We start from the raw sequence: 19,044 nt of genomic DNA on the forward strand, positions 1-19,044 counted from the left end.
AATTGCCGCGTCGCCCGGCTTACCCAATCAGGCAGCGGTAACACGTCCAAGGCGGCTACTGGCCAAGCCAACATCAGCGTGGTAACGGCTTTGAGGTCGGTCCGCAAAACCAGAGGCGGTAAAGCCGGAACAACCCGGCGTTACCGCCTCTGGTCATTTGGCGCTCACTGCTCTACCCTGACCCGAGTCATCTGGTCGTTTTGCCATTCGCCCACGATTTTGCGATCGCTCTCGTAAAGCGTTCCCTGACCGTTCTTGCGGCCGTTGCGCCATTCGCCTTCGTAGCGGTTGCCGTTGCTGTAGTAGTACGTGCCCTGCCCGTTGGGTTGGTCGTTGGCGAAGTCGCCGACGTACTTGTCGCCACTCGTGTAGTAATAGGTGCCCTGGCCATTCTTGCGGCCGCTGCGCCACTCGCCTTCGTAGCGGTTGCCACTGCGGTAGTAATACGTGCCTTGGCCGTTGATCGAACCGTTGCGCCATTCCCCGACATATTTTTCGCCCCGGTCGGCGTAGACGTAGGTGCCTTGACCATGCATCTTGGCGCTGCGGAACTGGCCGGTGTACTCGCTGCCATTCGGATAACGGTAGGCGCCTTGACCGCTCTCGCAGTTGCCGCTCAGGCAACCGGAGGATGCCGGAGTTACCGACGCCGTCCGGGTGTCCTGAGTGCTGGAGCGCGGCGGTTCCGGTTCCGGTTTTGGCTCCGGTGGCTGAGCGGCGACGGCCACCTCCAGCTTTTGGGGCAGGATGGCCGTCAAGGTGCTTTCATCGCCGGCGGCGAGTTCGACCCGACCGTTCCAGTCGGTATGGCCTTCCTGTCGGACCCGCACCCGATAGACGCCGGGCGGCAAGTCTAGAGCCAGTGGCGTCGTGCCGACTTTGCGGTTGTTGATCCAGACCTCGGCGTCATCCACGTCGGCGCGCACGAACAGTTGGGCCGGCGCGGTTTGCGGTTTGAGGGTTTTTCTGCTGGCGTCGTCGAGCATGCCTTGCGGAGAGACCGTCATATGCAGACTGACGTTGTCGTCGGTTTCGGTTTTGGCCAATCGGGTGTGGCTGTCTCCGGCGATGACCTGAGTTTTGGATTCGGCCGCCGTTGGAGCGGGTTTGGAGGGTTGTGGCACCGAAACCAGATTGATCGGCGGTGGCGAGAGCGGTTCCGGCTGGGTTGGCTTGGGTTCCGGCTGTCGGGGTGGCGGCGGACTGACCGGTTCGGCGGGGGCTTGCGCGCGGGCCAGTTGTTCGCGCAGGCCGGGCAGACGGGCATAGTTCGGGTTGAGCGACTCCAACCGTTCGAGCAAGCTCTTGGCTCGACCGAGGTCCTTGCCCTGGATGGCGGAGGTAACCAGATCGAGATAACGATCGGCGATGCTGTCGAGTCCGGCCAGCGCCCTGGCGTTGCCGCGATCCAGCTTGAGCACTTCGGTATAGCAGTCGGCGGCGTTGCCGCCACGACCCACCGTCAGCCGCTTGGCCCGCAGGTGCGCGTCGCATTCCCCGAGCAGGGCGGTCACCCGAGTGGCGGTGTCTTCGACCGGTGCCGGTGCCGGCGGTGCCGGCGGCGGAGTCTTGGCCGCGCGCAACTGGTCGCGGACTTCGGCGCGCAACGCCAGCAGGCGCCGGTGGTCGGGAACTTGCCGCAAACCTTGTTCGATTTGCAGCAGGCTGCTTTCGTAAGCCCGGTTGCGTTGGTCGTCCAGCGCTTGCGCCAGAAATTCCTCGGCCTTCCGTTGGTGCTGCTCGGCTTCGGCTTGTCGACGGGCGGCTTCCTCCTGATTTTGGAGTTCGGTCTTGCGCGCCAGCACTTCCTGCTTGAGCGCCAGCAGGCCGTTATGTTCGGGCATGGCCCGCAAGCCTTGTTCGATGTGGGCCAGGCTGATATCCAATGCCCCTTCCTGTCGGGCGCGTTGCGCCTGTTCGAAGAACTGCTCCGCCTGCAATTCCGCCTGCTGTCGTCGTTCTTCCCCGGCGCGAACGTCGGCCAGTTGCCGGTCGATTTCCTCGCGTAAACCCAGCAGATCGGGATGGTCGGGCGCCAGTTGCAAGCCTTGCTTGGTACTGGCCATGGCGTCTTCCAGGGCACCGGCCTGTTGTTGCCGGCGAGCCTCGGACAGTAGTTGCTCGGCTTGTTCGCGCCGCTGTACGCCGCTGTCGACGGTGGGCGTCTCCGACGGCGAAGCCGGCCCGGCCGACGGCGGCGCGGGCGGCACGGGTCGATGCAGGTACAGGTAACCACCGCCGGCGACCGCGCCGGCCAGCGCTGCGGCGGCGGCCAGGGTGCCGGCTTTCCGACCGAACCGGCGCTTGGCGCGCGTGGGGGAGCTGACGGTGGGTTGGTTGAGGCTGGTGATGTTCAGCAGATCGTCGATGTGGCCCGCTTCCAGGGCGTCCAGCGCGGCGATGAACTCCTGACCGCTTTGAAAGCGCCGCTCGGGGTCCTTGTCCAGCAGTTTGTTCAGCAGCGGTTGATAGGCGCTCAATCGCGGCGGCAGTTCCGGGGTCGGCGCCGTCACATGCATCATGGCCAGCGCGAAGCTGTCCTCGGCGGCATAGGGCACGTTGCCGGTGAGCATCTCGTAGAACAGCACGCCGAAGCTGTACAGATCGGCGCGGGCATCCACCCCCTGGCCGCGAATCTGTTCCGGGCTCATGTAGCGCGGCGTGCCGATCGACAGGCCGGTGCGGGTCATGATGGTGCTGCTGCCGAGCGTCTTGGCGATACCGAAATCGGTTAGCACCGAGGTGCCGTTTTCGCGGAACAGGATGTTCTGCGGCTTGATATCTCGGTGGATGATGCCGCGGCTATGAGCGTAGTGCAGGGCGCCGACGATGGCGCGGGCGATGATCAGGGTTTCCGACGGCGACAACCCCTCGCGGATGCGTTGCTGCAAGGTGCCGCCCCCGAGGTATTCCATGGACAGATAATAGGTACCCTCGTGCGAGGCGATGTCGTAGACAGTGACGATGTGCGGATCGCTGAGCTGGGCGATGATGCGGCCCTCCCGCAGGAAGCGCGCGGCGAACTCCTCATCCGTGGTCAGCACGGGTTTGATGACTTTCAAGGCAACGTGGCGATGCAGTGACTCCTGCATGGCAAGGTAGACGATCGCCATGCCGCCCTGGCCGAGTTCGCGCTCGATTTGATAGCCTGGAATATACATGTTTGATCCTGTTTTATTGCCGGCGCCGCGGTCCGGCGGCGGGTTTCGTGTTTTCCGCGCCGGCCGTCGCGGTCAGAGGAGTTGGTGCGTCGTGGCGATGCGCGAGCGACGCGGACAAGGCCGCGGGTCGACGCGGTATGATATGCCTTTCAATTGTAGGTAATCGCCCGGTTCTCGGCCAAAATTAACCGTTGGCGACACCCGTGTCGAAAGACCTTTAAGCAAATTCCGCGCCGTTAATCCAAGATGGGGAAACGGCGTGTCGTACCCAAGGATTGTTTCCGCATGTCTGGCAACACGTTTGGCAAGTTGTTCACTGTCACTACCTTCGGTGAAAGCCACGGTCCAGCGCTGGGCGCGGTCGTGGATGGGTGCCCGCCCGGTCTGGAACTGGCCGAGGCCGATTTGCAACACGATCTGGACCGGCGCCGGCCCGGTCGGAGCCGGCATACCACCCAGCGCCGCGAACCGGATCAGGTGCGTATCCTGTCCGGCGTGTTCGAGGGGCGGACCACCGGCACGCCGATCGGCCTGCTGATCGAGAATGTGGACCAGCGTTCGAAGGATTACGGTGAGATCATGGATCGTTTCCGGCCGGGCCACGCCGATTACACCTATCACCAGAAATATGGCGTCCGGGATTATCGTGGCGGCGGCCGTTCCTCGGCGCGGGAAACCGCGCTGCGGGTGGCGGCGGGCGCGGTCGCCCGCAAATATCTGCGCGAGCGTTACAAGGTGAACATTCGCGGTTATCTGGCTCAGCTTGGCCCGATCCGTCCGGCCAGGCTGGTCTGGGAAGAAGTGGACAACAACCCGTTTTTCTGCCCGGACCCTGACCGAGTGCCCGAACTGGAGCGGTTCATGGATGCGCTGCGCAAGTCCGGTGATTCCATTGGCGCTCGGGTGACGGTGGTGGCCAGCGGGGTGCCGGCGGGTTGGGGCGAGCCGGTGTTCGATCGTCTGGACGCCGATATCGCGCACGCGCTGATGAGCATCAACGCGGTCAAGGGGGTGGAGATCGGCGCCGGTTTCGCCAGCGTGGAGCAGCGCGGCACCGAGCATCGCGACGAACTGACTCCCGAGGGGTTTCTCAGCAACCATGCCGGCGGCGTGTTGGGCGGAATTTCCAGCGGGCAGGAGGTCGTTGCCAGCATCGCCTTGAAACCGACCTCCAGCCTCCGCCTGCCGGGGCGTACCATCGATGTTCGCGGCGAACCGGTGGAAGTGGTGACCCAGGGCCGTCACGATCCCTGCGTCGGCATTCGCGCCACGCCCATCGCCGAGGCGATGCTGGCGCTGGTGCTGATGGATCACGCCTTGCGCCACCGGGGCCAGAACCTGGATGTGCGCACCGATACGCCGATGATCGCCGCCGCCGTCCCGCGCCGCGATCCCGCCGACTGAACGGGCGCGCTGGAATTCCGTGCTCTCGTTGCGTCTCTACCTGCGCCTATCCGGTTTCTATCTGTTTTATTTCGCCATCCTGGGCGTGTTGCTGCCGTATTGGGGGGTTGTATCTGCTGGCGCTGGGTTTCGATCCGGCCCGGATCGGCGAGCTGATGGCGATCCCGCAAGCCACCAAGATGGTGGCGCCCAATCTGTGGGGATGGCTGGCCGATCGCAGCGGTCGGCGAATGTGGGTGGTGCGCGGGGCCTGCCTGGCGGCGTTGCTGACGTTTGCCGGGGTCTATCCAGTGGGCGATTCCTATATCGGGTTGGCGCTGGTGATGCTGTCGTTCAGCTTTTTCTGGAACGCGGCGTTGCCTCAGTTCGAGGCGGTCACCCTCAATCATCTGGGTGAGCAGATCCATCGTTACAGCCAGATTCGGCTCTGGGGGTCGATGGGATTCATCGGCGCGGCGATCGGCGCGGGTTTGCTGGTGGAGGATTGGGGAATCGGCATGGTGCCGGCGTTATTGTGGGGGTTGTTTGCTGTGTTATGGCTGAACAGCCTGCTGGTGCCGGAACAGGCCGCGCCGCCGATGGTTCATGAATCCCCGCCGTTGGGGAGCGTGTTGCGCCGGCCAGCGGTGATCGCTTTTTTCATCGCCTGTTTTCTCAACCAGGCCGCCCACGGATCGTACTACGGGTTTTTTTCGTTGTATCTGGAGACAATCGGCTATTCGCGCGAGTCGATCGGCTTGCTGTGGGGTTTGGGCGTGGCGGCGGAGGTCGGACTGTTTCTGGCGATGCACCGGTTGCTGCCGCGTTTCGGGCCACGCCGCTTGCTGTTGACGGCGTTGGCGCTGGCGGCGCTACGCTGGGTGCTGATCGGCCATTTTGCCCGCGAGTTGCCGGTGTTGCTGTTCGCGCAGACCTTGCACGCTTTCAGTTTCGGAGTGTTTCATGCGGTGGCCATCCATCTGATCCATCAATTCTTCCCCGGCTCGTTGCAGGGACGCGGGCAGGCGTTGTACAGCAGTCTGACCTTCGGGGCCGGCAACGCGTTGGGCAGCCTCGCCGCCGGTTATTTGTGGCAGGGGGTGGGGCCAGTGGCCATGTACGATCTGGCGATGGTGTTGGGTGTGCTGAGCTGGTGGGTGGCGTGGCGGGGATTGCGACCGTGAGCGATTCAAATCTTCCCCGCTTGCTGAGCGATGAAGGCGGTCTTGGCCGATAGTTCCAGCGAGCAGGTCCATTTATAGGCCAGGTTGAGACTGTCGGCGCTGGCATAAACACCATGGCCACGCACCACGGCGATGGGGTATTCCGCCAGGATTTCAGCGACCAGCCGCGGCGCGCTGGCCACGTATTGGTCGTAGGGAATGGTCAGCACCGGCACCCGGTTGAAGTACAACTGCCCTTCGAAATCGGCCGGCAGGAATTCTTCGTTATCCATGGTCATTGCCACGGAGTAGGGGCCATGGCTGTGCAGCACGGCGCGCGTTTCGGAGTTGGACTGATAGACCGCCAGATGCAGGCGGGCGTCCATCGAGGCGCCTTGGCCGATCACGCCGTCCAGGCGGCATTCGACCAGGTCGCCGCTGCTGAGGGTATCGGCGCAGCAGCCGGTGGGGGTGATCCAGAACGTCTCTCCGTTTCGCACCGAGGCGTTGCCGCTGTGGGAGTCGTTGAGGCCGTACTGGCGCAGCCAGTGGTAGTGTCGAACGAGATCGTCTTTGAGGTTCATGGCGGCGGATTATACATGAATCATGTTGGGGCACGCCGGGCCGAGGCGGGCATCCGCGCCGGTTCGACCCGTTCCACACCGGTTTCCAAGCGGCCGTCCGGGTGGAGTTCGAACCAGCGGTAACCGGGCGGCAGTTCGTCGACTTGCGGTTCGGCGGTGCCGGGCTTGAACTGCACGCAGGTCGCGGGAGTGGCCAGCAGGTGAATATCGCCGCGCCGGGCGCTGAATTCGGCGTGGATGTGTCCCCACACCACCGCCCGAACCTGGGGATACCGGTCCAGCACCGCGAACAGCGCTTCGCCGTTGCCGACCGTCATGGTGTCGAGCCAGGGAGTGTCAGTTGGAATCGGGTTATGGTGCAGGCAGACCATGGCATGCAGTTCGGGATGCATGGCCAGCGCGGTGTCCAGCAGCCCCAGTTCGCTGGGGGCCAGATGACCGCTAGGCGTGCCGGGGAAGCTGGAATCCAGGAGCACGAACTGCCAGTTGCCGACGATGACATGTCGTTGCCACCGGACCAGGCCATCACGCAGGCGCTGCCCCAGGGCTGCGGGGAAATCGTGGTTGCCCGGCAGGCAATGGACCGGGGCGCCCAGCGGTTCCAATGCTTGGCGCACCCGTTCGTAGGCGTCCGGTTCGTCGCCGACCAAATCGCCGGTCACGAGGATGAAATCCACCACGGGGTGCCGCTCCCGGATGCGCGCCAGCACCGCGCTCAGCCCAGCGTCCACGTCCACGCCCCAGACCCGGCTGCCGGGCTGGGTTTTCAGGTGCAGGTCGGTGACTTGCAGGACTCGCAACGGAGTAGCGGCAATGGGCATGGAGGCGTCCTCGGGAATGACAACGCCGAGCAGTTTACAAGGTTTTGATGAAGACTTTGGAACGACGCTGCCAGTTGTACAGGGTTTGTTTTTGCACCGGCAGGTTGGTCACCTCGGCGGGTTCGAATCCTCGCTCGCGAAACCAGTGCGCGGCGCGAGTGGTCAGCACGAACAGCCGTTGCAGGCGCTGCTCGCGGGCGCGGTGTTCGATATGGCGCAGCAAGGTGTCGGCGCGGCCGCTGTTGCGGTAGCTCGGATGTACGGCGACGCAGGCCAGTTCGCCCACGCCCTCCTCGGGGAGCGGGTAGAGCGCGGCGCAGCCGATGATGGCGCCATCGCGTTCCAGCAGAACGAAGCGTTCGATCTCCATTTCCAGCCGCTCGCGCGAGCGCCGCACCAGAGTGCCGTCTTCCTCCAGCGGTCGGATCAGCTCCAGGATGCCGCCCACATCGTCGATGGCGGCGGGCCGCAGCCCTTCGTAAATATCGCTGGCGATCAGGGTGCCCACCCCGTCGCGGGTGAACAGCTCCAGCAGCAGCGCGCCGTCGACCTGGCGGCTGAGCAGGTGAATCCGGCGCACCCCGGCCTGTCCGGCGCGCAATGCCTGGCGCAGGTGGCGGTTGGAGTCTTCGGACAGGGTGGGATGCTCGACCAGCAGCCGGTTGGCGTCGCCGAGGCTGAGCTGGCGGATCGCTTGACCAGCGGGGTCGCGGAGTTCCGGTCCTTCGCCCAGTACCAACAGTTTGTCGGCGCGCAAGGCCATGGCGGCGGCGGTGGCCACCTCCTCGGCGCGCAGGTTGAAAATTTCCCCGGTCGGCGAATAACCCAGCGGCGACAGTAGCACGATGGCGTCCTGCTCCAGCCACAGGCGAATGGCGCGGTCGTCGATGCGCCGCACCTCGCCGGTGAAGCCGTAATCCACCCCGTCGCGCACCCCCAGCGGCCGGGCGGTGATCAGGTTGCCCGACACCACCCGCAGCCGGGCGCCGTGCATCGGCGAGTTGGCCAGCCCCATCGACAACCGTGCCTCGATGCGGATGCGCAGTCGACCGACCGCTTGTTTGACGAGAGTCAGGTCTTCGGTCTCGGTTACCCGCAGGCCATCGACGTAGCGCGGCGCGCGACCGGCTTCGCGTAGGCGGGCCTCGATCTGGGTACGGGCGCCATGCACCAGCACCAGGCGCACGCCCAGGCTGTGCAGCAGGGCGAGATCATGAATCAGGCTGGAAAAAGAGTCGGCCTCGACTGCTTCACCGCCGAACAGCACCACGAAGGTCCGGCCGCGATGGGCGTTGATGTAGGGGCCAGCCTGTCGGAACCATTGCACGAACGGGTCCGAGTCCATCGGTCATCTCCACGAGTCTCGAAAAGGCTGGCGATTATGACAGAGCGGCGCCAAGACCTCATCATCCTCGTGGGCGGCGCTTCAATCCGGCGTGGCGGCATCCAGCGCGCTTTCCGGCACGCACAGCAGACGCTGACCGAACAGAACGTGGTAGTCCGCCGTCGTGTCCGGTTCGCGAAGCACCGCCAGCACCGCGCCGGACATTCCCGGGTTGACCGCCACCGCGCCGTCGATCGACAGCGCCAATTTGGCGGTGACCTGGTCGCCGCGTTCGAAGCGGTTGGGAACCCAGGGGGCGTCCGCCGGGATCAGTTCGGTTTCCCGGCAGCCGACGATGCGGTTGCCGGCTTCCAGGAAATGAACGCTGTAGATGATCTGATCCTGCAGGAACACGCCGATGTGGCGGACGAACCCCACGCTGCCGCGCCGCACCAACAGCGTGCCGGTGGCGTAACCCGGATAGGTACCGTCGTTGCGGAGGTTGCGGATGACGCGGACCTCGTCGTCGCAGGCAAAGCGCGGTTGCAGGATCACGGCCGGCGACCGATGTCCGACAACGGAATCCGCGTCTCGCGTGCCGCGGCCTGCCGATGGAACACTTGGAAAACCTTTTCGGTCAGGGGATCGGAGTCCACGAAATCCTGATAGGCCCGTTGCAGGCATTGGGTGTAACCCGCTCGGTCACGGGCCCTCCCCTTTCTGCAGATAATCGTGGAAGCGTTGCAGGATATGCAGACGGCTCACTTCCACCACGTTGGGGTCGAAGTCGATCCCGAAGTAGAGCAGAAAATCCTCGGCCGAGCTCATCTCGGCCAGATCCTGTTGCAGGGTAGTCTCGGTCATGGTGACACCTCGGCGTGGGTGGAACGTTGAGGAAGGGTGAGGGGCAGGGGGGTGTGGATCGGCGCTGAGTTCGCGGTAAAACGTTTCCAGCTCGGCGGATTCCGGCAAGCGTTTGTGCTGGCCGACGAAAGCACGGATGCGCTGGAGCACGGCGCCGGCTTGGCGCGGGCTCAGCGCGATGCCGAGATCGCGGTAAAACTGGACCACCGCCCGCGTGCCGGAATGCTTGCCGAGCACCAAGCGGTGGCTACGGCCCAGTTCCGCCGGATCCACGCCTTGATAATTGAGCGGGTTCTTGAGCAAACCGTCCACATGGATGCCGGCCTCGTGGGTGAACGCGCCTTCGCCGACCAGACTCTTGTGCCAGGACAGCGGGCGGTTGGCGGCGGCGGCGACCCGTTGCGACAGCGCCGGGAAGCGCGACAGGTCCACCTCCACCTGGAAGCCGTACAGCTTGCGCAGGCCGAGCACCACCTCTTCCAGGGCGGCGTTGCCGGCCCGTTCGCCCAGACCGTTGACCGTGGTGTTGGCGTGGGTGGCGCCACCCAGCGCGGCGGCCAGGGTGTTGGCGGTGGCCAGTCCCAGATCGTCGTGGGCGTGCATTTCCAGTTCGAGATCGACCGCCGCCCGCAGGCGCTGGAAAATCGCCAGCACGCCGAACGGTTCCATGATGCCCAGCGTGTCGGCGAAGCGGAATCGCCGGGCGCCGCTGGCCTGGGCGGTCTCGGCGGCGAACAGCAGAAAATCGTGATTGGCCCGCGAGGCATCCTCGCCGCCGACGATCACCTCCAACCCCAGTTCGCGTGCTTGCGGGACCAGACGGCGGATCGCGTCCAGCGCCTGTTCGCGTCGCCAGCCCAGCTTGTGTCGCAGTTGCTGATCGGACAGCGGCACCGATAGATCGATGGCCCACACGCCCAGATCGCGGCATTGTCGCAAGTCGGCCTCGCACATCCGGCTCCACACCAGCAACCGGGCGTTCAGGCCCAGCATGACCAGATCGCGAATACTGTCGCATTCCTCCATGCCCATCGCTGGAATGCCGATTTCCAGTTCCGGGACCCCGAGTGCCGCCAGTTCGCTGGCGATCGCCCGTTTCTCGTCTTGGGAAAAGGCCACGCCCGCCGACTGTTCGCCGTCGCGCAGGGTGGTATCGTCGATGACCAGAGTGCGAGGTGTTGCTGCGTTCATGGCAAAGCTCGCCGAAAGTTGTTACAAGGGACTTAGCGATAACCATGCCAATTCATTAAGGCAGGTAAAACAATCGGTTGATTGTGTAATCCTGACTGGCGCGAGCGGTTTCTTACAGGACTGAACGAGTTGTTTGTCGGGAAGCGGACAATCGAGGGGTCGCCGCTACCCTGGCCGCGCCACTCGCCCGCCCGCTCAGTTCGACTACTTTGAATTTCAGTGGATGCAGAAGATGATTGAGTCAATCAAACCTGATGGGCAAAATGGCCGCGCCTGATTTCCCACCGTCGCGTCGCGCCGGAATCCGTCCGCGCATTTGGAAACCCGTAATTCCCTTCACTCCCGCCATACAGGTCAATAGAGATGCCGCGACTTTCTTGGCTCCCGCTACCCGTGGCCCGTTTGGCCCTGGCCCTCGCGGTGATCGCGATCATGGTGTTGGCCCTGATGCCGATGACCGCCGTACCGGTGACTACCGCGTGGGACAAGTTGGATCATGTCTTGGCGTTTTTCACCTTGGCCCTGCTCGCCGAGCAGGCTTTTCCCGGATGGTCGTTCTGGCGCGGCCTGGCCCTGGGCCTGCTAGCCTTCGGGGTAGGGATAGAAATCGCCCAGTGGTTTACGCCGGACCGGGAGGCCAGTCTGTTGGATGTGGCGGCCGATGGTATCGGCATCGCGATTTATGGTGCCGTGCGTCAGTTAATGGTCGTATGGATCCAGCCTGTCGAAGAGTAGGCGGACGATGACACATTCTCGGCAAAAGGCGCGTTTACGACTCCACGCCGAGCATGACGCTGGTGGATTTGAACACGGCGATCGCCTCGACGCCTTCCTTGAGTTCCAGGCCGTCGAAGCTCTCGTTGGTGACGATGGCGGTGACGGTTCCGCCGCCCGGTAACTGGATCGTCACCTCGCCGTTGATCACGCCTTTCTTGCAGTGGATCACGCTGCCCCGCAACTGGTTGCGGGCGCTGAGCTTCAGCGGCGCGGATCCGCTCATGATCATGACCGACGATGCCTTGACCAGCGCGTACACTTCGACGCCGTCGCGGATGCCCAGACTTTCCAGACTCTTGGTGGTGACGATGGCGTCGATTTGGTCACCGCCGCCGATGTCGACGCTGACATCGGCGTTGACCGGGCCGATGCGAAGGACGGTCGCCTGACCTTTGAACTGGTTTCTGGTGCTGATGCGCATCGTCGATCTCCGCGTAAGCTAGGTGGGTTGACAGCCGGCGCGTCTGCCGGCGGACAGCCCGTACGCCCGATGGTTTACCGGACGACGAGCAATCCACGGAAATGACGCGTTTGAAGCGGGGCGATGCCTTACGCCGCCACCGGCAGCGCTTCGTGGGTAAAGCAGGCCTTGGGACAGACTCGTGAACACGCTTCGCAGCCGATGCAATCCATGGGATTGGTCAGCGTCATGAACGAATTGTCGCTGTCGTCATCGTCATCGTCATCATCGTCAAAGTCCACATCGTCCACCGCCCGCTGCACGATGGTCAGCACATCGCGCGGGCAAACCTTGTAGCAGCGGCCGCAACCGATGCACTTGCCTTCGTCCAGCGCGACCGCGAATTGAGGAATCCAGGCGGTTCCTCCGCGAGTGATGCCGGTGATATTGGGTTCTGCGCCCATAAATGACCTCTCTGATTTACACATGATGTCCCGGCACGGACGGATGGCCGGACCGGGAACGGTTAGGGAACCGTTTATTCCTGCCAGCCTTCCGCTTCCATCGCCTCGAAGCGGTGGGGATCATCGTTCCGCTGCCGGCGCACGCCAGGTAACCAAGGTGCTGTTCCAGCCCTGAGCGCGGCCTGCGCCTCATTCAGCAGGCGCTCGACCGGCACGTTTTCCTCGACTCGGATCGGTTGCACCCCGACGGCCAGCAATTGCCGGATGGCGGAACCGCCGATCGCTTGGCAGTACACCGCCGCGCAGTCTCGGACCAGCGCCAGCTTGGTGGTCAGCTTGTCTTCGTGGCCGTCTTGCTCCAGGTCGCCGAATTGAGCGAACTCCAGCAGGGTGGCCTGCTGCTCGTTCACCGCGTAAATGGCTAAGCCGCAAGCGGAGCCAAAATGCTGGTCCACCCGCTTGCGGTCACTACTGGCGAAAGCCAGTCTCACGGTTGTCGTTGTCATCGCCGCTCCCTCAGTGCCACCCGTGACGATCCATAGATGCCGTCGCAGTTTCATGTCCATGCTCCTCCGGCCGATGATCGGGTTTTGGGGAATACAGGGAGTGGTAAGGCATCACCGGTTGCTGATGCGCGCCGAGCAGGCCGTTGGCTAGATCGAACAGAGTCTGCCGGCTACCGCGATAACCGATCCAGGTGCGCCGGTAAGCGCCGATCTGGTCGTACAGCGGAAAGCCCATCCGCAGCAGCGGCAGGGCTAGGCGCTGGGCCACATCCGCCATGTGGGAGTTGCCCAGCAGCAGTTCCGCCTCGTTCCGTTGCGCCAATTGCTCCACATCCTCCAGGTCGCCGATATGCACCTGGGCCACCGGAATGCGCTCCAGCACCGTCGCGCGGCAGGAAGTGACCGCCGCCACGATTTCCGCGCCGATCTCGACGCCCAGCGTGCAGGCGGCGTGCAGTAGATCGGCGTCGGCGGCGATGGCCAGTCGCGCTTGGCCAAGCAGAAAATGAGTGTCGAGCATGGCGTCCTGTAATTGCGCGCGTTGCCGCTCCAGCCGCGCCGGTACCGGGCAGCCGGCGATCCCCGCCAGCGTCATGATCAGACGGTCGTTCGCCTCCAGTCCCCACAAGTGGTCAAAGCGATGCAGCGGCGTACCGGTGCGCTGAGCCAGTCGTTCGGCGGCGGGATACAGCGACGCGCCGATGACCAGGGTGGCGGCGGCATCGCCCAGGGCGGCGAAGGCGGCGACCGGGGTACCGCCGGTGGTGAGCGGCGAGAATTCGTCGATGGCCAGATGACCGTCCAGGGAATCGCTCAGGTCGGGTAGCAGCAACGGATGCAGATCGAAGCTCTCGATCAGCTCCTTCAGCGCTTCCAGATCACCCGGCGTCAGGGAGGGTCCGCACAGCACGTTGATTTGCCGGGGCCGGCGGCCGGGTCGGACGCCGCTGGCCGCGACGGATGGGGTCCAATGATCGATCATCGCCTGTACCGCCGCGGCGAAACCGGATTCCAGGCCGCCGCTGAAGTCCGGGGTGTTCACCGGCACGATACGGATCGCCCGAAATTCCGGATGGCGTTCGCGGAAGATTTTGAGCACCCGATGGATATCGGTGCCTTGCGTTTCGGTCAGTCCGGTGGTCAACAGGCCCACCGCCGCCGGCCGGTGCTTTTCGCAAACGGTGCTCAACCCTTCGAGCAGGCTGTCGTCCGCGCCCATGATGCTGCTGATCTGGTCCAGCGCGGTGGTTTGCAGCGGGATCGGTTCGCGGAAATGACGCACGAAGAACACCTTGGCGAAGGCGGCGCAGCCCTGGGCACCGTGCAGCAGCGGGATGGCGCGATCGAGGCCAAGTATCGCCAGGCTGGCGCCCAGCGGTTGGCTGGTTTTCAGCGGGCTGACGGACAGGGGTTTGTTGCGGCGAACGATTTCAGCCATGAGCCGCCTCCGGGAGCGTGGTCCAGGGCGCGGGATGGCGCACGGCGTCCCACACCGGGTTTTCCAGGGCGCGAACCAGTTGCCGCGCCAGCGTCACCATGCCCTGATAGCCGGCATAGCCGTGTTCCCGTTCCTGATTGACATCCAAAAACGGCAGGCGGGCCTTGATGGCGGTGTACATGTTGCGGCCGCCGGCGATCAGGATGTCGGCCTGGTTGGCGCGGGCCAGATCGAGCAGACCGCGCGGATTGCCATCGTCGATCATTTGGGCATCCTCGCCCATCAACTCCCGAATCCGTTCCTTGTCTTCCTCGGTGGATTTCTTGGTGCCGGTGGCGACCACCGTCAGTCCCAGATCCTGCAGGGCGGCGACGATGGACCAGGATTTGACCCCGCCGGTGTACAGCAGCGCCCGTTTGCCGCGCAGCCGTTCCCGCCACGGGGCCAGTTCGGCATCGATCCGCGCTTCTTCACGGGCGATCAGTGCCTCGGTGCGGGTGTGGAGATCCGGGTCGTCGAGCAGGCGGGCGAAATCGCGCAGGGCGGCGGATACGTCACGCACACCGTAAAAACTGCCCTCGAACCAGGGTGCGCCATAGCGCTCCTTCAGCTTGCGGGCAACATTCAGCATGGCGCGGGAACAGACCACCATATTGACCTCGGCCCGATGCATGGTCTGGATTTCCTGGAAGCGGGCGTCGCCGGACAGGGAGCACAACACCCGCAATCCCAATTCGTCGAACAGCGGCAGGGTATGCCACAGTTCCCCGGCGATGTTGTATTCGCCGATCAGATTGATGTCGTGGACCCGCAATTCCGGTCGCGCGGAGTCCACCGGCGGCGGTTCCGGTTCGCGGCCGCCGATCACGTACTTGAGCATTGCCTCGCCGGCAATCCGGTTGCCCAGATTCTTGCTGCCGAAGAAACCGGCCGAGTCGATCGGAATGACGGGTACGCCCCAGCGCCGCGCCGCCGCCTTGCAGACCGCTTCCAGATCGTCGCCGATCAGCGCCGTCACGCAGGTGCTGTACACGAACACCGCCGCCGGGGCATGGCTGTCGACCACCTGCTTGATGGCGTGAAACAGGCGCTTTTCACCACGCCCCATGATCACGTCCTGCTCGCTGAGATCGGTGGTCAGGCCGAGTCGGTACAGGGCGGGGCCGGTGGAACGGGCGCCGCGATTGTCCCAGGAGTTGCCGGCGCAGGAAATCGGTCCATGCACGATATGCGCAACGTCGGCAATGGGTAGTAGGGCGATCTGCGCGCCATCGAAGGCACAGCCGCCGGCGGCGGCTCCCGGTTTGGGGCGAGCGCAGCCGGACTTGCTTTTCAGGTTGTGGGTGCAAGCCGGTTCGTCGATCAGTGCGGCGAGATCGCTGGGCTTCATCGGATGATCCTCGGAGTGTCCTCAAACGGGCGCGGGGTTGCGGAGCGTTCAGGGAGTGGGGGAGCAGGGTGCGCGAAACAAGAGGGCGGGGCGTGGGGGACGGAAATCGATCCGTCCCCTTGCCCCCGGCTCCCCGCGATCGATCTCAACCCGTCACCGTCGCGCCCAGCAACTCGGGCTTGACTTGTTCAAGCCATTCTTCCAGACGTTCGTTGGTCTGGTCCGCTTGGTTATCCTGATCGAGCACCAACCCAACGAACTCGCCGTCGCGCAGAGCCTTGGATTTCTCGAACTCGTAACCTTCCGCCGACCATCCGCCGATCAAATTAGCACCCAATTTCTTGAGCTTTTTGTAGGTAATGCCGAGCGCGTCCACGAATTCGGTCGGGTAGCCGACCTGATCGCCCAGACCGAACATGGCGATGGTCTTGCCGCTTACGTGGCTGCTATCCATTTGTTCGAGGAATGCCGCCAAGGTGTCGGGCAACTCGCCATCGCCCAGGGTCGGGGTGCCGACGATCAGGGCCTCGCAATCCTTCATTGCGTCCGGGGTGGCCTTGGCGACATCGAACAGCTCGATTTCCCCTTCCTCGAACTGCTTCTTGATCCGCTTGGCGATCTTGCGGGTATTGCCGGTGTCGGTGGCGTAGAACAATCCGATCTTGGCCATGGGCGATATCCTCTTGCTTCATGAATAAATGGGTTAATTCGATTCTTCCAGTACCGCTGCCAGTACGATGCCGGTGGCCACCTGCAAATCGCTGGTCAGGCGCAGGCAGTGCTGGCGTCCATCCACCAGATAAAGGTTGAAGCCGGTGCCTTCCAACGCGGGTTCCATGTCGTTGATGTCGTCGTCCAGGCAGTAGGTGAAGTAGGTTCCTGGGTACACTTGACGCAGATGAGAAGCGGTGGTGTGGTCCAAGCCGCGATCCGCGGTCAGGCGGGCGATGTCGGCGAGCTGGCGTTGGGTGATCATGACGTGGTTTCCGCCCGCGCCGACCGTTGTTCGGCGGCGGCCCGTGCGCGGAGCTTGGCCAGCCAGGGTGGCGGATCGCCGGCCAGCACTTGTTGCAATTCGGTCAGCAGCGGTTGGATGTCGCCGATCGCGCCGCGCTTGATCGGGTGGATGCCGCTGTTCACCACCCGGGCGGCGGCCGGTCCGCCGATGGACAGCACACACAGCAAGTCGCAGTCGCCGATCAGCGCCACCCGCTCCGCGCTGTGATCCACACTGAGCCGGGCGATGTTGGGTGCCGGGCGCACCGCGATCAACCGCGCTTCGGTCGCCGAAACCTGATAGATCAAAAACCGGGCGCAGGAGCCGAAATGACCATCCAACCGCTCGCCGCTGTTCGACGTGCAGGCCAGCCGGATGGAATGGGGCATCTCGCCCTCGCGATAAGGCTGGGGTTGCGGGATTTGGGCCGAGGCATCCTCCTCGTTTTCGCCTTTCAGGGTGCTCAGCGCCTGTCGCAACAAGGCGCCGTCGATTTCGCGCAGGGAACCGTCGGCGGCGTTCTTGAGATCCTTGACCGTCAGGCCATTCAGCTTGATTTCGGTCAGAGGTTCGTCCAACGCCGCCAGCAGAATGCGCAGCAGTTGGCCCGAACTAGTATCGGGGAGTTGCCGTGCCGCCAGGGCAATGCGTAGCGCGACGCAACGCGGTAGCGAATTGTCGACGGTCATAGCCGCTTCACTCTGACGGTCAATGGCAACTTGGGCGTTTGTTCCAAGGGTTCCAGATAGAATCGCGAACCATCGGACAACTGCATTTCACCACCCCAAGCGCCGGGCCCCGAGTGTTCCAGCGCCACCACGGTTTCCTCGTGATCCTTCTTGGTGATGTATAACACCAGTTGACCGGCTGCATTGTTCCGCAACATGACATTGGGCATGGCTGAGTTCTCCAGCACGGTGGAAGCGGGTTTGGCAACCCGTCTCCACCGTGCGGTCGGTCGTCAACGAATCAAATCGAAGGCGTAATCGGTTTCGCCCAGGGTCATGGTGTCCTGATCGAGTTTTTCCATTACCGCATTCACCAGGGTCTTGAGCATGTGCATTGCGCCTTCATAGCCCAGGGTGGTGTCACGGTGCAGGTGGTGACGGTCGAACAGCGGGAAACCAATCCGAATCAGCGGCACTTCGTGTTCCTTGCCCTTGTGCAGGGTGTCGCGCTGAATGAACTTGCCGTAGGAGTTGCCAATCAGGAAATCGGGCTTGTTGCTGAACACCAGCGAACGCAGATGCCAGAGATCCTTGCCGACGTAGACTTCGGCTTCCTGACCGTAGGGCGAGTCCTTGAGCAATTTGGTGATGTCCTTGGTCCAGCGTTTGTTGGCGTTGTGGCACAGCACATGCAGGGGTTCGGCGCCCAGTTCCAACAGGAATTGGCACATGCCGGTCACGAAGTCGGGATCGCCATAGACCGAGAAACGCTTGCCGTGCAACCAGGTATGGGAGTCGGTCATCATGTCCAGCAGCCGACCGCGCTCCAGAGCCAACGACTCGGGGATCGGCTTGCCGGTGAGTTCCGATACTTTCATCAGGAAATCGTCGGTCCAACTCAGTCCCATGGGGATGCGAATCGAGCTGGCGGGTTGCTTCCAGGTGTCCTCGATATATTTCTTGGTCTTGGGCAACTGCCACGGTTGCAGCAACAGCGTATCGATGGCGTTGGGCGCGTCCTTGAGCTCGTCTTGCGTGGTGCCGCCCGCGTACATGCGGAATTCGCCGTCGGTCGGGGTGTCGAGAACTTCCTCGGGATCGGACAGGAAGGTGTAATCGACGTCCATCTCCTTCAGCATCCGCTTGATCACCCGGAGGTTGCCGAGATAGGTCTCGAAACCGGCCACGATGTTGATCTTGCCGTTGCTGCCGACCGTCTTACCCTCCATCGAATTCAGGGTGAAGTAGCGCAGGATGCCTTCCATCATGTTGTCCCAGCCGGTGGTATGGCTGCCGACAAAGCTCGGGGTATGGGCGAACGGGGTGGGGAAATCCATCGGCACCCGCCCGTCCTTCTTGGCGTTGGTGATGAAGGCGTTCAGGTCGTCGCCGATGACTTCCGCCATGCAGGTGGTCGACACCGCGATCATTTCCGGCTGATACATGACCTTGGAGTTCTCCAACCCCTCGAACATGTTCTTCTGTCCGCCGAATACCGCCGCGTCTTCGGTCATCGAGTCGGAGACGGCGGCGATCGGTTCGCGGAAATGGCGGTTGAAGTAGGTGCGGAAATAGGCAACGCAGCCCTGCGAACCGTGGACATAAGGCAGCGTCTTGTAAAATCCCAGCGCGCATAACACCGCACCCAACGGCTGACAGGCTTTGGCCGGGTTGATGGTCAGCGCTTCACGCTGGAAATTCAGTTCCTTGTAAGCCTCGGTGGTCGTCCACTGGAACACTTCTTCCAATTTTTCGCGTGGAGGCGCTTCCTCGAACACCCGCTTGCGGGCAAAGGCTTCTTGGTATTCGTCGGTATTGAACAGCGGAAAGCCTGGTTTGATCGTTTCAACGTCTTGCATGACTAAATCCTCGTTAGCGCGAAGCGCATAACCCAACCGGTGAGAGTGTTGGGT

At 63.4% G+C, this 19,044-nt stretch carries 19 protein-coding genes and 2 pseudogenes; 3 read left to right on the plus strand and 18 right to left on the minus strand.

What is annotated here, in order from left to right; genetic code table 11:
• Nucleotides 1-164: 164 nt before the first annotated feature.
• Nucleotides 165-3,161: a protein kinase domain-containing protein gene (locus E4P82_RS12915; RefSeq protein WP_169249270.1), complete on the minus strand. Its 2,997-nt coding sequence runs from the start codon at nt 3,159-3,161 to the stop codon at nt 165-167.
• A 285-nt stretch (nt 3,162-3,446) separates the two neighbouring features.
• On the opposite strand from E4P82_RS12915, the gene aroC reads away from it, so the two are divergent.
• Complete coding sequence (gene aroC, locus E4P82_RS12920) at nt 3,447-4,565, plus strand: chorismate synthase (protein WP_169249271.1); 1,119 nt, start codon at nt 3,447-3,449, stop codon at nt 4,563-4,565.
• 19 nt (nt 4,566-4,584) lie between these two features.
• Nucleotides 4,585-5,728: pseudogene (locus E4P82_RS12925) on the plus strand (MFS transporter).
• Between the two features lie 5 nt (nt 5,729-5,733).
• Here the strand turns inward: E4P82_RS12925 and E4P82_RS12930 are convergent.
• The 7 genes and pseudogenes from E4P82_RS12930 to nifV form a co-directional block, all read right to left on the minus strand.
• On the minus strand, nt 5,734-6,291 hold the full coding sequence (locus E4P82_RS12930; protein ID WP_169249272.1) for a class II aldolase/adducin family protein: 558 nt from the start codon (nt 6,289-6,291) through the stop codon (nt 5,734-5,736).
• A gap of 20 nt (nt 6,292-6,311) precedes the next feature.
• Nucleotides 6,312-7,112, minus strand: a complete 801-nt coding sequence (gene cpdA, locus E4P82_RS12935) for a 3',5'-cyclic-AMP phosphodiesterase (protein ID WP_169249273.1) — start codon at nt 7,110-7,112, stop codon at nt 6,312-6,314.
• 34 nt (nt 7,113-7,146) lie between these two features.
• Nucleotides 7,147-8,457, minus strand: a complete 1,311-nt coding sequence (gene argA / locus E4P82_RS12940; RefSeq protein ID WP_169249274.1) for an amino-acid N-acetyltransferase — start codon at nt 8,455-8,457, stop codon at nt 7,147-7,149.
• 81 nt (nt 8,458-8,538) lie between these two features.
• A complete protein-coding gene (locus tag E4P82_RS12945; protein ID WP_312914984.1) occupies nt 8,539-8,991 on the minus strand; it encodes a nitrogen fixation protein NifZ in 453 nt (150 codons plus the stop codon).
• Nucleotides 8,988-9,092, minus strand: a complete 105-nt coding sequence (locus E4P82_RS23225) for a nitrogenase-stabilizing/protective NifW family protein (RefSeq protein WP_312914987.1) — start codon at nt 9,090-9,092, stop codon at nt 8,988-8,990. Before E4P82_RS23225 ends, E4P82_RS12945 begins: the two co-directional genes overlap by 4 nt.
• Nucleotides 9,093-9,138: 46 nt before the next feature.
• Entirely contained in the window at nt 9,139-9,300 is a 162-nt protein-coding gene (locus E4P82_RS23230) for a nitrogenase-stabilizing/protective protein NifW (RefSeq protein ID WP_312915016.1), read from the minus strand.
• Nucleotides 9,301-9,366: 66 nt separating this feature from the next.
• Nucleotides 9,367-10,491 (minus strand): annotated as a pseudogene (nifV, locus tag E4P82_RS12955) (homocitrate synthase); the annotation flags it as partial.
• A gap of 363 nt (nt 10,492-10,854) precedes the next feature.
• Here nifV and E4P82_RS12960 point away from each other — a divergent pair.
• Entirely contained in the window at nt 10,855-11,226 is a 372-nt protein-coding gene (locus tag E4P82_RS12960; protein ID WP_169249275.1) for a VanZ family protein, read from the plus strand.
• A 34-nt stretch (nt 11,227-11,260) separates the two neighbouring features.
• On the opposite strand, the gene E4P82_RS12965 is transcribed toward E4P82_RS12960, so the two are convergent.
• The 10 genes from E4P82_RS12965 to nifK form a co-directional block, all read right to left on the minus strand.
• Nucleotides 11,261-11,689: a TOBE domain-containing protein gene (locus tag E4P82_RS12965; protein WP_169249276.1), complete on the minus strand. Its 429-nt coding sequence runs from the start codon at nt 11,687-11,689 to the stop codon at nt 11,261-11,263.
• A gap of 128 nt (nt 11,690-11,817) precedes the next feature.
• On the minus strand, nt 11,818-12,132 hold the full coding sequence (gene fdxB / locus E4P82_RS12970; protein ID WP_169249277.1) for a ferredoxin III, nif-specific: 315 nt from the start codon (nt 12,130-12,132) through the stop codon (nt 11,818-11,820).
• Nucleotides 12,133-12,206: 74 nt separating this feature from the next.
• On the minus strand, nt 12,207-12,638 hold the full coding sequence (locus E4P82_RS12975; protein WP_312914991.1) for a NifB/NifX family molybdenum-iron cluster-binding protein: 432 nt from the start codon (nt 12,636-12,638) through the stop codon (nt 12,207-12,209).
• A gap of 10 nt (nt 12,639-12,648) precedes the next feature.
• Nucleotides 12,649-14,076 carry a nitrogenase iron-molybdenum cofactor biosynthesis protein NifN gene (nifN, locus tag E4P82_RS12980; RefSeq protein WP_169249279.1) on the minus strand — a complete coding sequence of 476 codons (1,428 nt, stop codon included), beginning with the start codon at nt 14,074-14,076 and terminating at the stop codon, nt 12,649-12,651.
• A complete protein-coding gene (gene nifE / locus E4P82_RS12985) occupies nt 14,069-15,466 on the minus strand; it encodes a nitrogenase iron-molybdenum cofactor biosynthesis protein NifE (RefSeq protein WP_169249280.1) in 1,398 nt (465 codons plus the stop codon). Before nifE ends, nifN begins: the two co-directional genes overlap by 8 nt.
• Before the next feature lie 145 nt (nt 15,467-15,611).
• Nucleotides 15,612-16,136, minus strand: a complete 525-nt coding sequence (locus tag E4P82_RS12990; protein ID WP_169249281.1) for a flavodoxin — start codon at nt 16,134-16,136, stop codon at nt 15,612-15,614.
• Between the two features lie 33 nt (nt 16,137-16,169).
• Nucleotides 16,170-16,442: a DUF6129 family protein gene (locus E4P82_RS12995; RefSeq protein ID WP_169249282.1), complete on the minus strand. Its 273-nt coding sequence runs from the start codon at nt 16,440-16,442 to the stop codon at nt 16,170-16,172.
• Nucleotides 16,439-17,152: a dinitrogenase iron-molybdenum cofactor biosynthesis protein gene (locus E4P82_RS13000; protein WP_169249283.1), complete on the minus strand. Its 714-nt coding sequence runs from the start codon at nt 17,150-17,152 to the stop codon at nt 16,439-16,441. Before E4P82_RS13000 ends, E4P82_RS12995 begins: the two co-directional genes overlap by 4 nt.
• Entirely contained in the window at nt 17,149-17,361 is a 213-nt protein-coding gene (nifT, locus tag E4P82_RS13005) for a putative nitrogen fixation protein NifT (protein WP_169249284.1), read from the minus strand. The genes E4P82_RS13000 and nifT overlap by 4 nt, the downstream gene beginning before the upstream one ends.
• Before the next feature lie 63 nt (nt 17,362-17,424).
• On the minus strand, nt 17,425-18,990 hold the full coding sequence (gene nifK, locus E4P82_RS13010) for a nitrogenase molybdenum-iron protein subunit beta (protein ID WP_169249285.1): 1,566 nt from the start codon (nt 18,988-18,990) through the stop codon (nt 17,425-17,427).
• Nucleotides 18,991-19,044 lie beyond the last annotated feature (54 nt).

This window comes from Candidatus Competibacter phosphatis, assembly GCF_012939995.1.
GTDB classification, from domain to species: domain Bacteria; phylum Pseudomonadota; class Gammaproteobacteria; order Competibacterales; family Competibacteraceae; genus Competibacter; species Competibacter phosphatis.

Bases quoted from the DNA above. Each gene is read 5' to 3' on its own strand.
- E4P82_RS12915 (WP_169249270.1), bottom strand. From the start codon at position 3,161: ATGTATATTCCAGGCTATCAAATCGAGCGCGAACTCGGCCAGGGCGGC.
- aroC (WP_169249271.1), top strand. From the start codon at position 3,447: ATGTCTGGCAACACGTTTGGCAAGTTGTTCACTGTCACTACCTTCGGT.
- E4P82_RS12930 (WP_169249272.1), bottom strand. From the start codon at position 6,291: ATGAACCTCAAAGACGATCTCGTTCGACACTACCACTGGCTGCGCCAG.
- cpdA (WP_169249273.1), bottom strand. From the start codon at position 7,112: ATGCCCATTGCCGCTACTCCGTTGCGAGTCCTGCAAGTCACCGACCTG.
- argA (WP_169249274.1), bottom strand. From the start codon at position 8,457: ATGGACTCGGACCCGTTCGTGCAATGGTTCCGACAGGCTGGCCCCTAC.
- E4P82_RS23230 (WP_312915016.1), bottom strand. From the start codon at position 9,300: ATGACCGAGACTACCCTGCAACAGGATCTGGCCGAGATGAGCTCGGCC.
- E4P82_RS12960 (WP_169249275.1), top strand. From the start codon at position 10,855: ATGCCGCGACTTTCTTGGCTCCCGCTACCCGTGGCCCGTTTGGCCCTG.
- E4P82_RS12965 (WP_169249276.1), bottom strand. From the start codon at position 11,689: ATGCGCATCAGCACCAGAAACCAGTTCAAAGGTCAGGCGACCGTCCTT.
- fdxB (WP_169249277.1), bottom strand. From the start codon at position 12,132: ATGGGCGCAGAACCCAATATCACCGGCATCACTCGCGGAGGAACCGCC.
- E4P82_RS12975 (WP_312914991.1), bottom strand. From the start codon at position 12,638: ATGACAACGACAACCGTGAGACTGGCTTTCGCCAGTAGTGACCGCAAG.
- nifN (WP_169249279.1), bottom strand. From the start codon at position 14,076: ATGGCTGAAATCGTTCGCCGCAACAAACCCCTGTCCGTCAGCCCGCTG.
- nifE (WP_169249280.1), bottom strand. From the start codon at position 15,466: ATGAAGCCCAGCGATCTCGCCGCACTGATCGACGAACCGGCTTGCACC.
- E4P82_RS12990 (WP_169249281.1), bottom strand. From the start codon at position 16,136: ATGGCCAAGATCGGATTGTTCTACGCCACCGACACCGGCAATACCCGC.
- E4P82_RS12995 (WP_169249282.1), bottom strand. From the start codon at position 16,442: ATGATCACCCAACGCCAGCTCGCCGACATCGCCCGCCTGACCGCGGAT.
- E4P82_RS13000 (WP_169249283.1), bottom strand. From the start codon at position 17,152: ATGACCGTCGACAATTCGCTACCGCGTTGCGTCGCGCTACGCATTGCC.
- nifT (WP_169249284.1), bottom strand. From the start codon at position 17,361: ATGCCCAATGTCATGTTGCGGAACAATGCAGCCGGTCAACTGGTGTTA.
- nifK (WP_169249285.1), bottom strand. From the start codon at position 18,990: ATGCAAGACGTTGAAACGATCAAACCAGGCTTTCCGCTGTTCAATACC.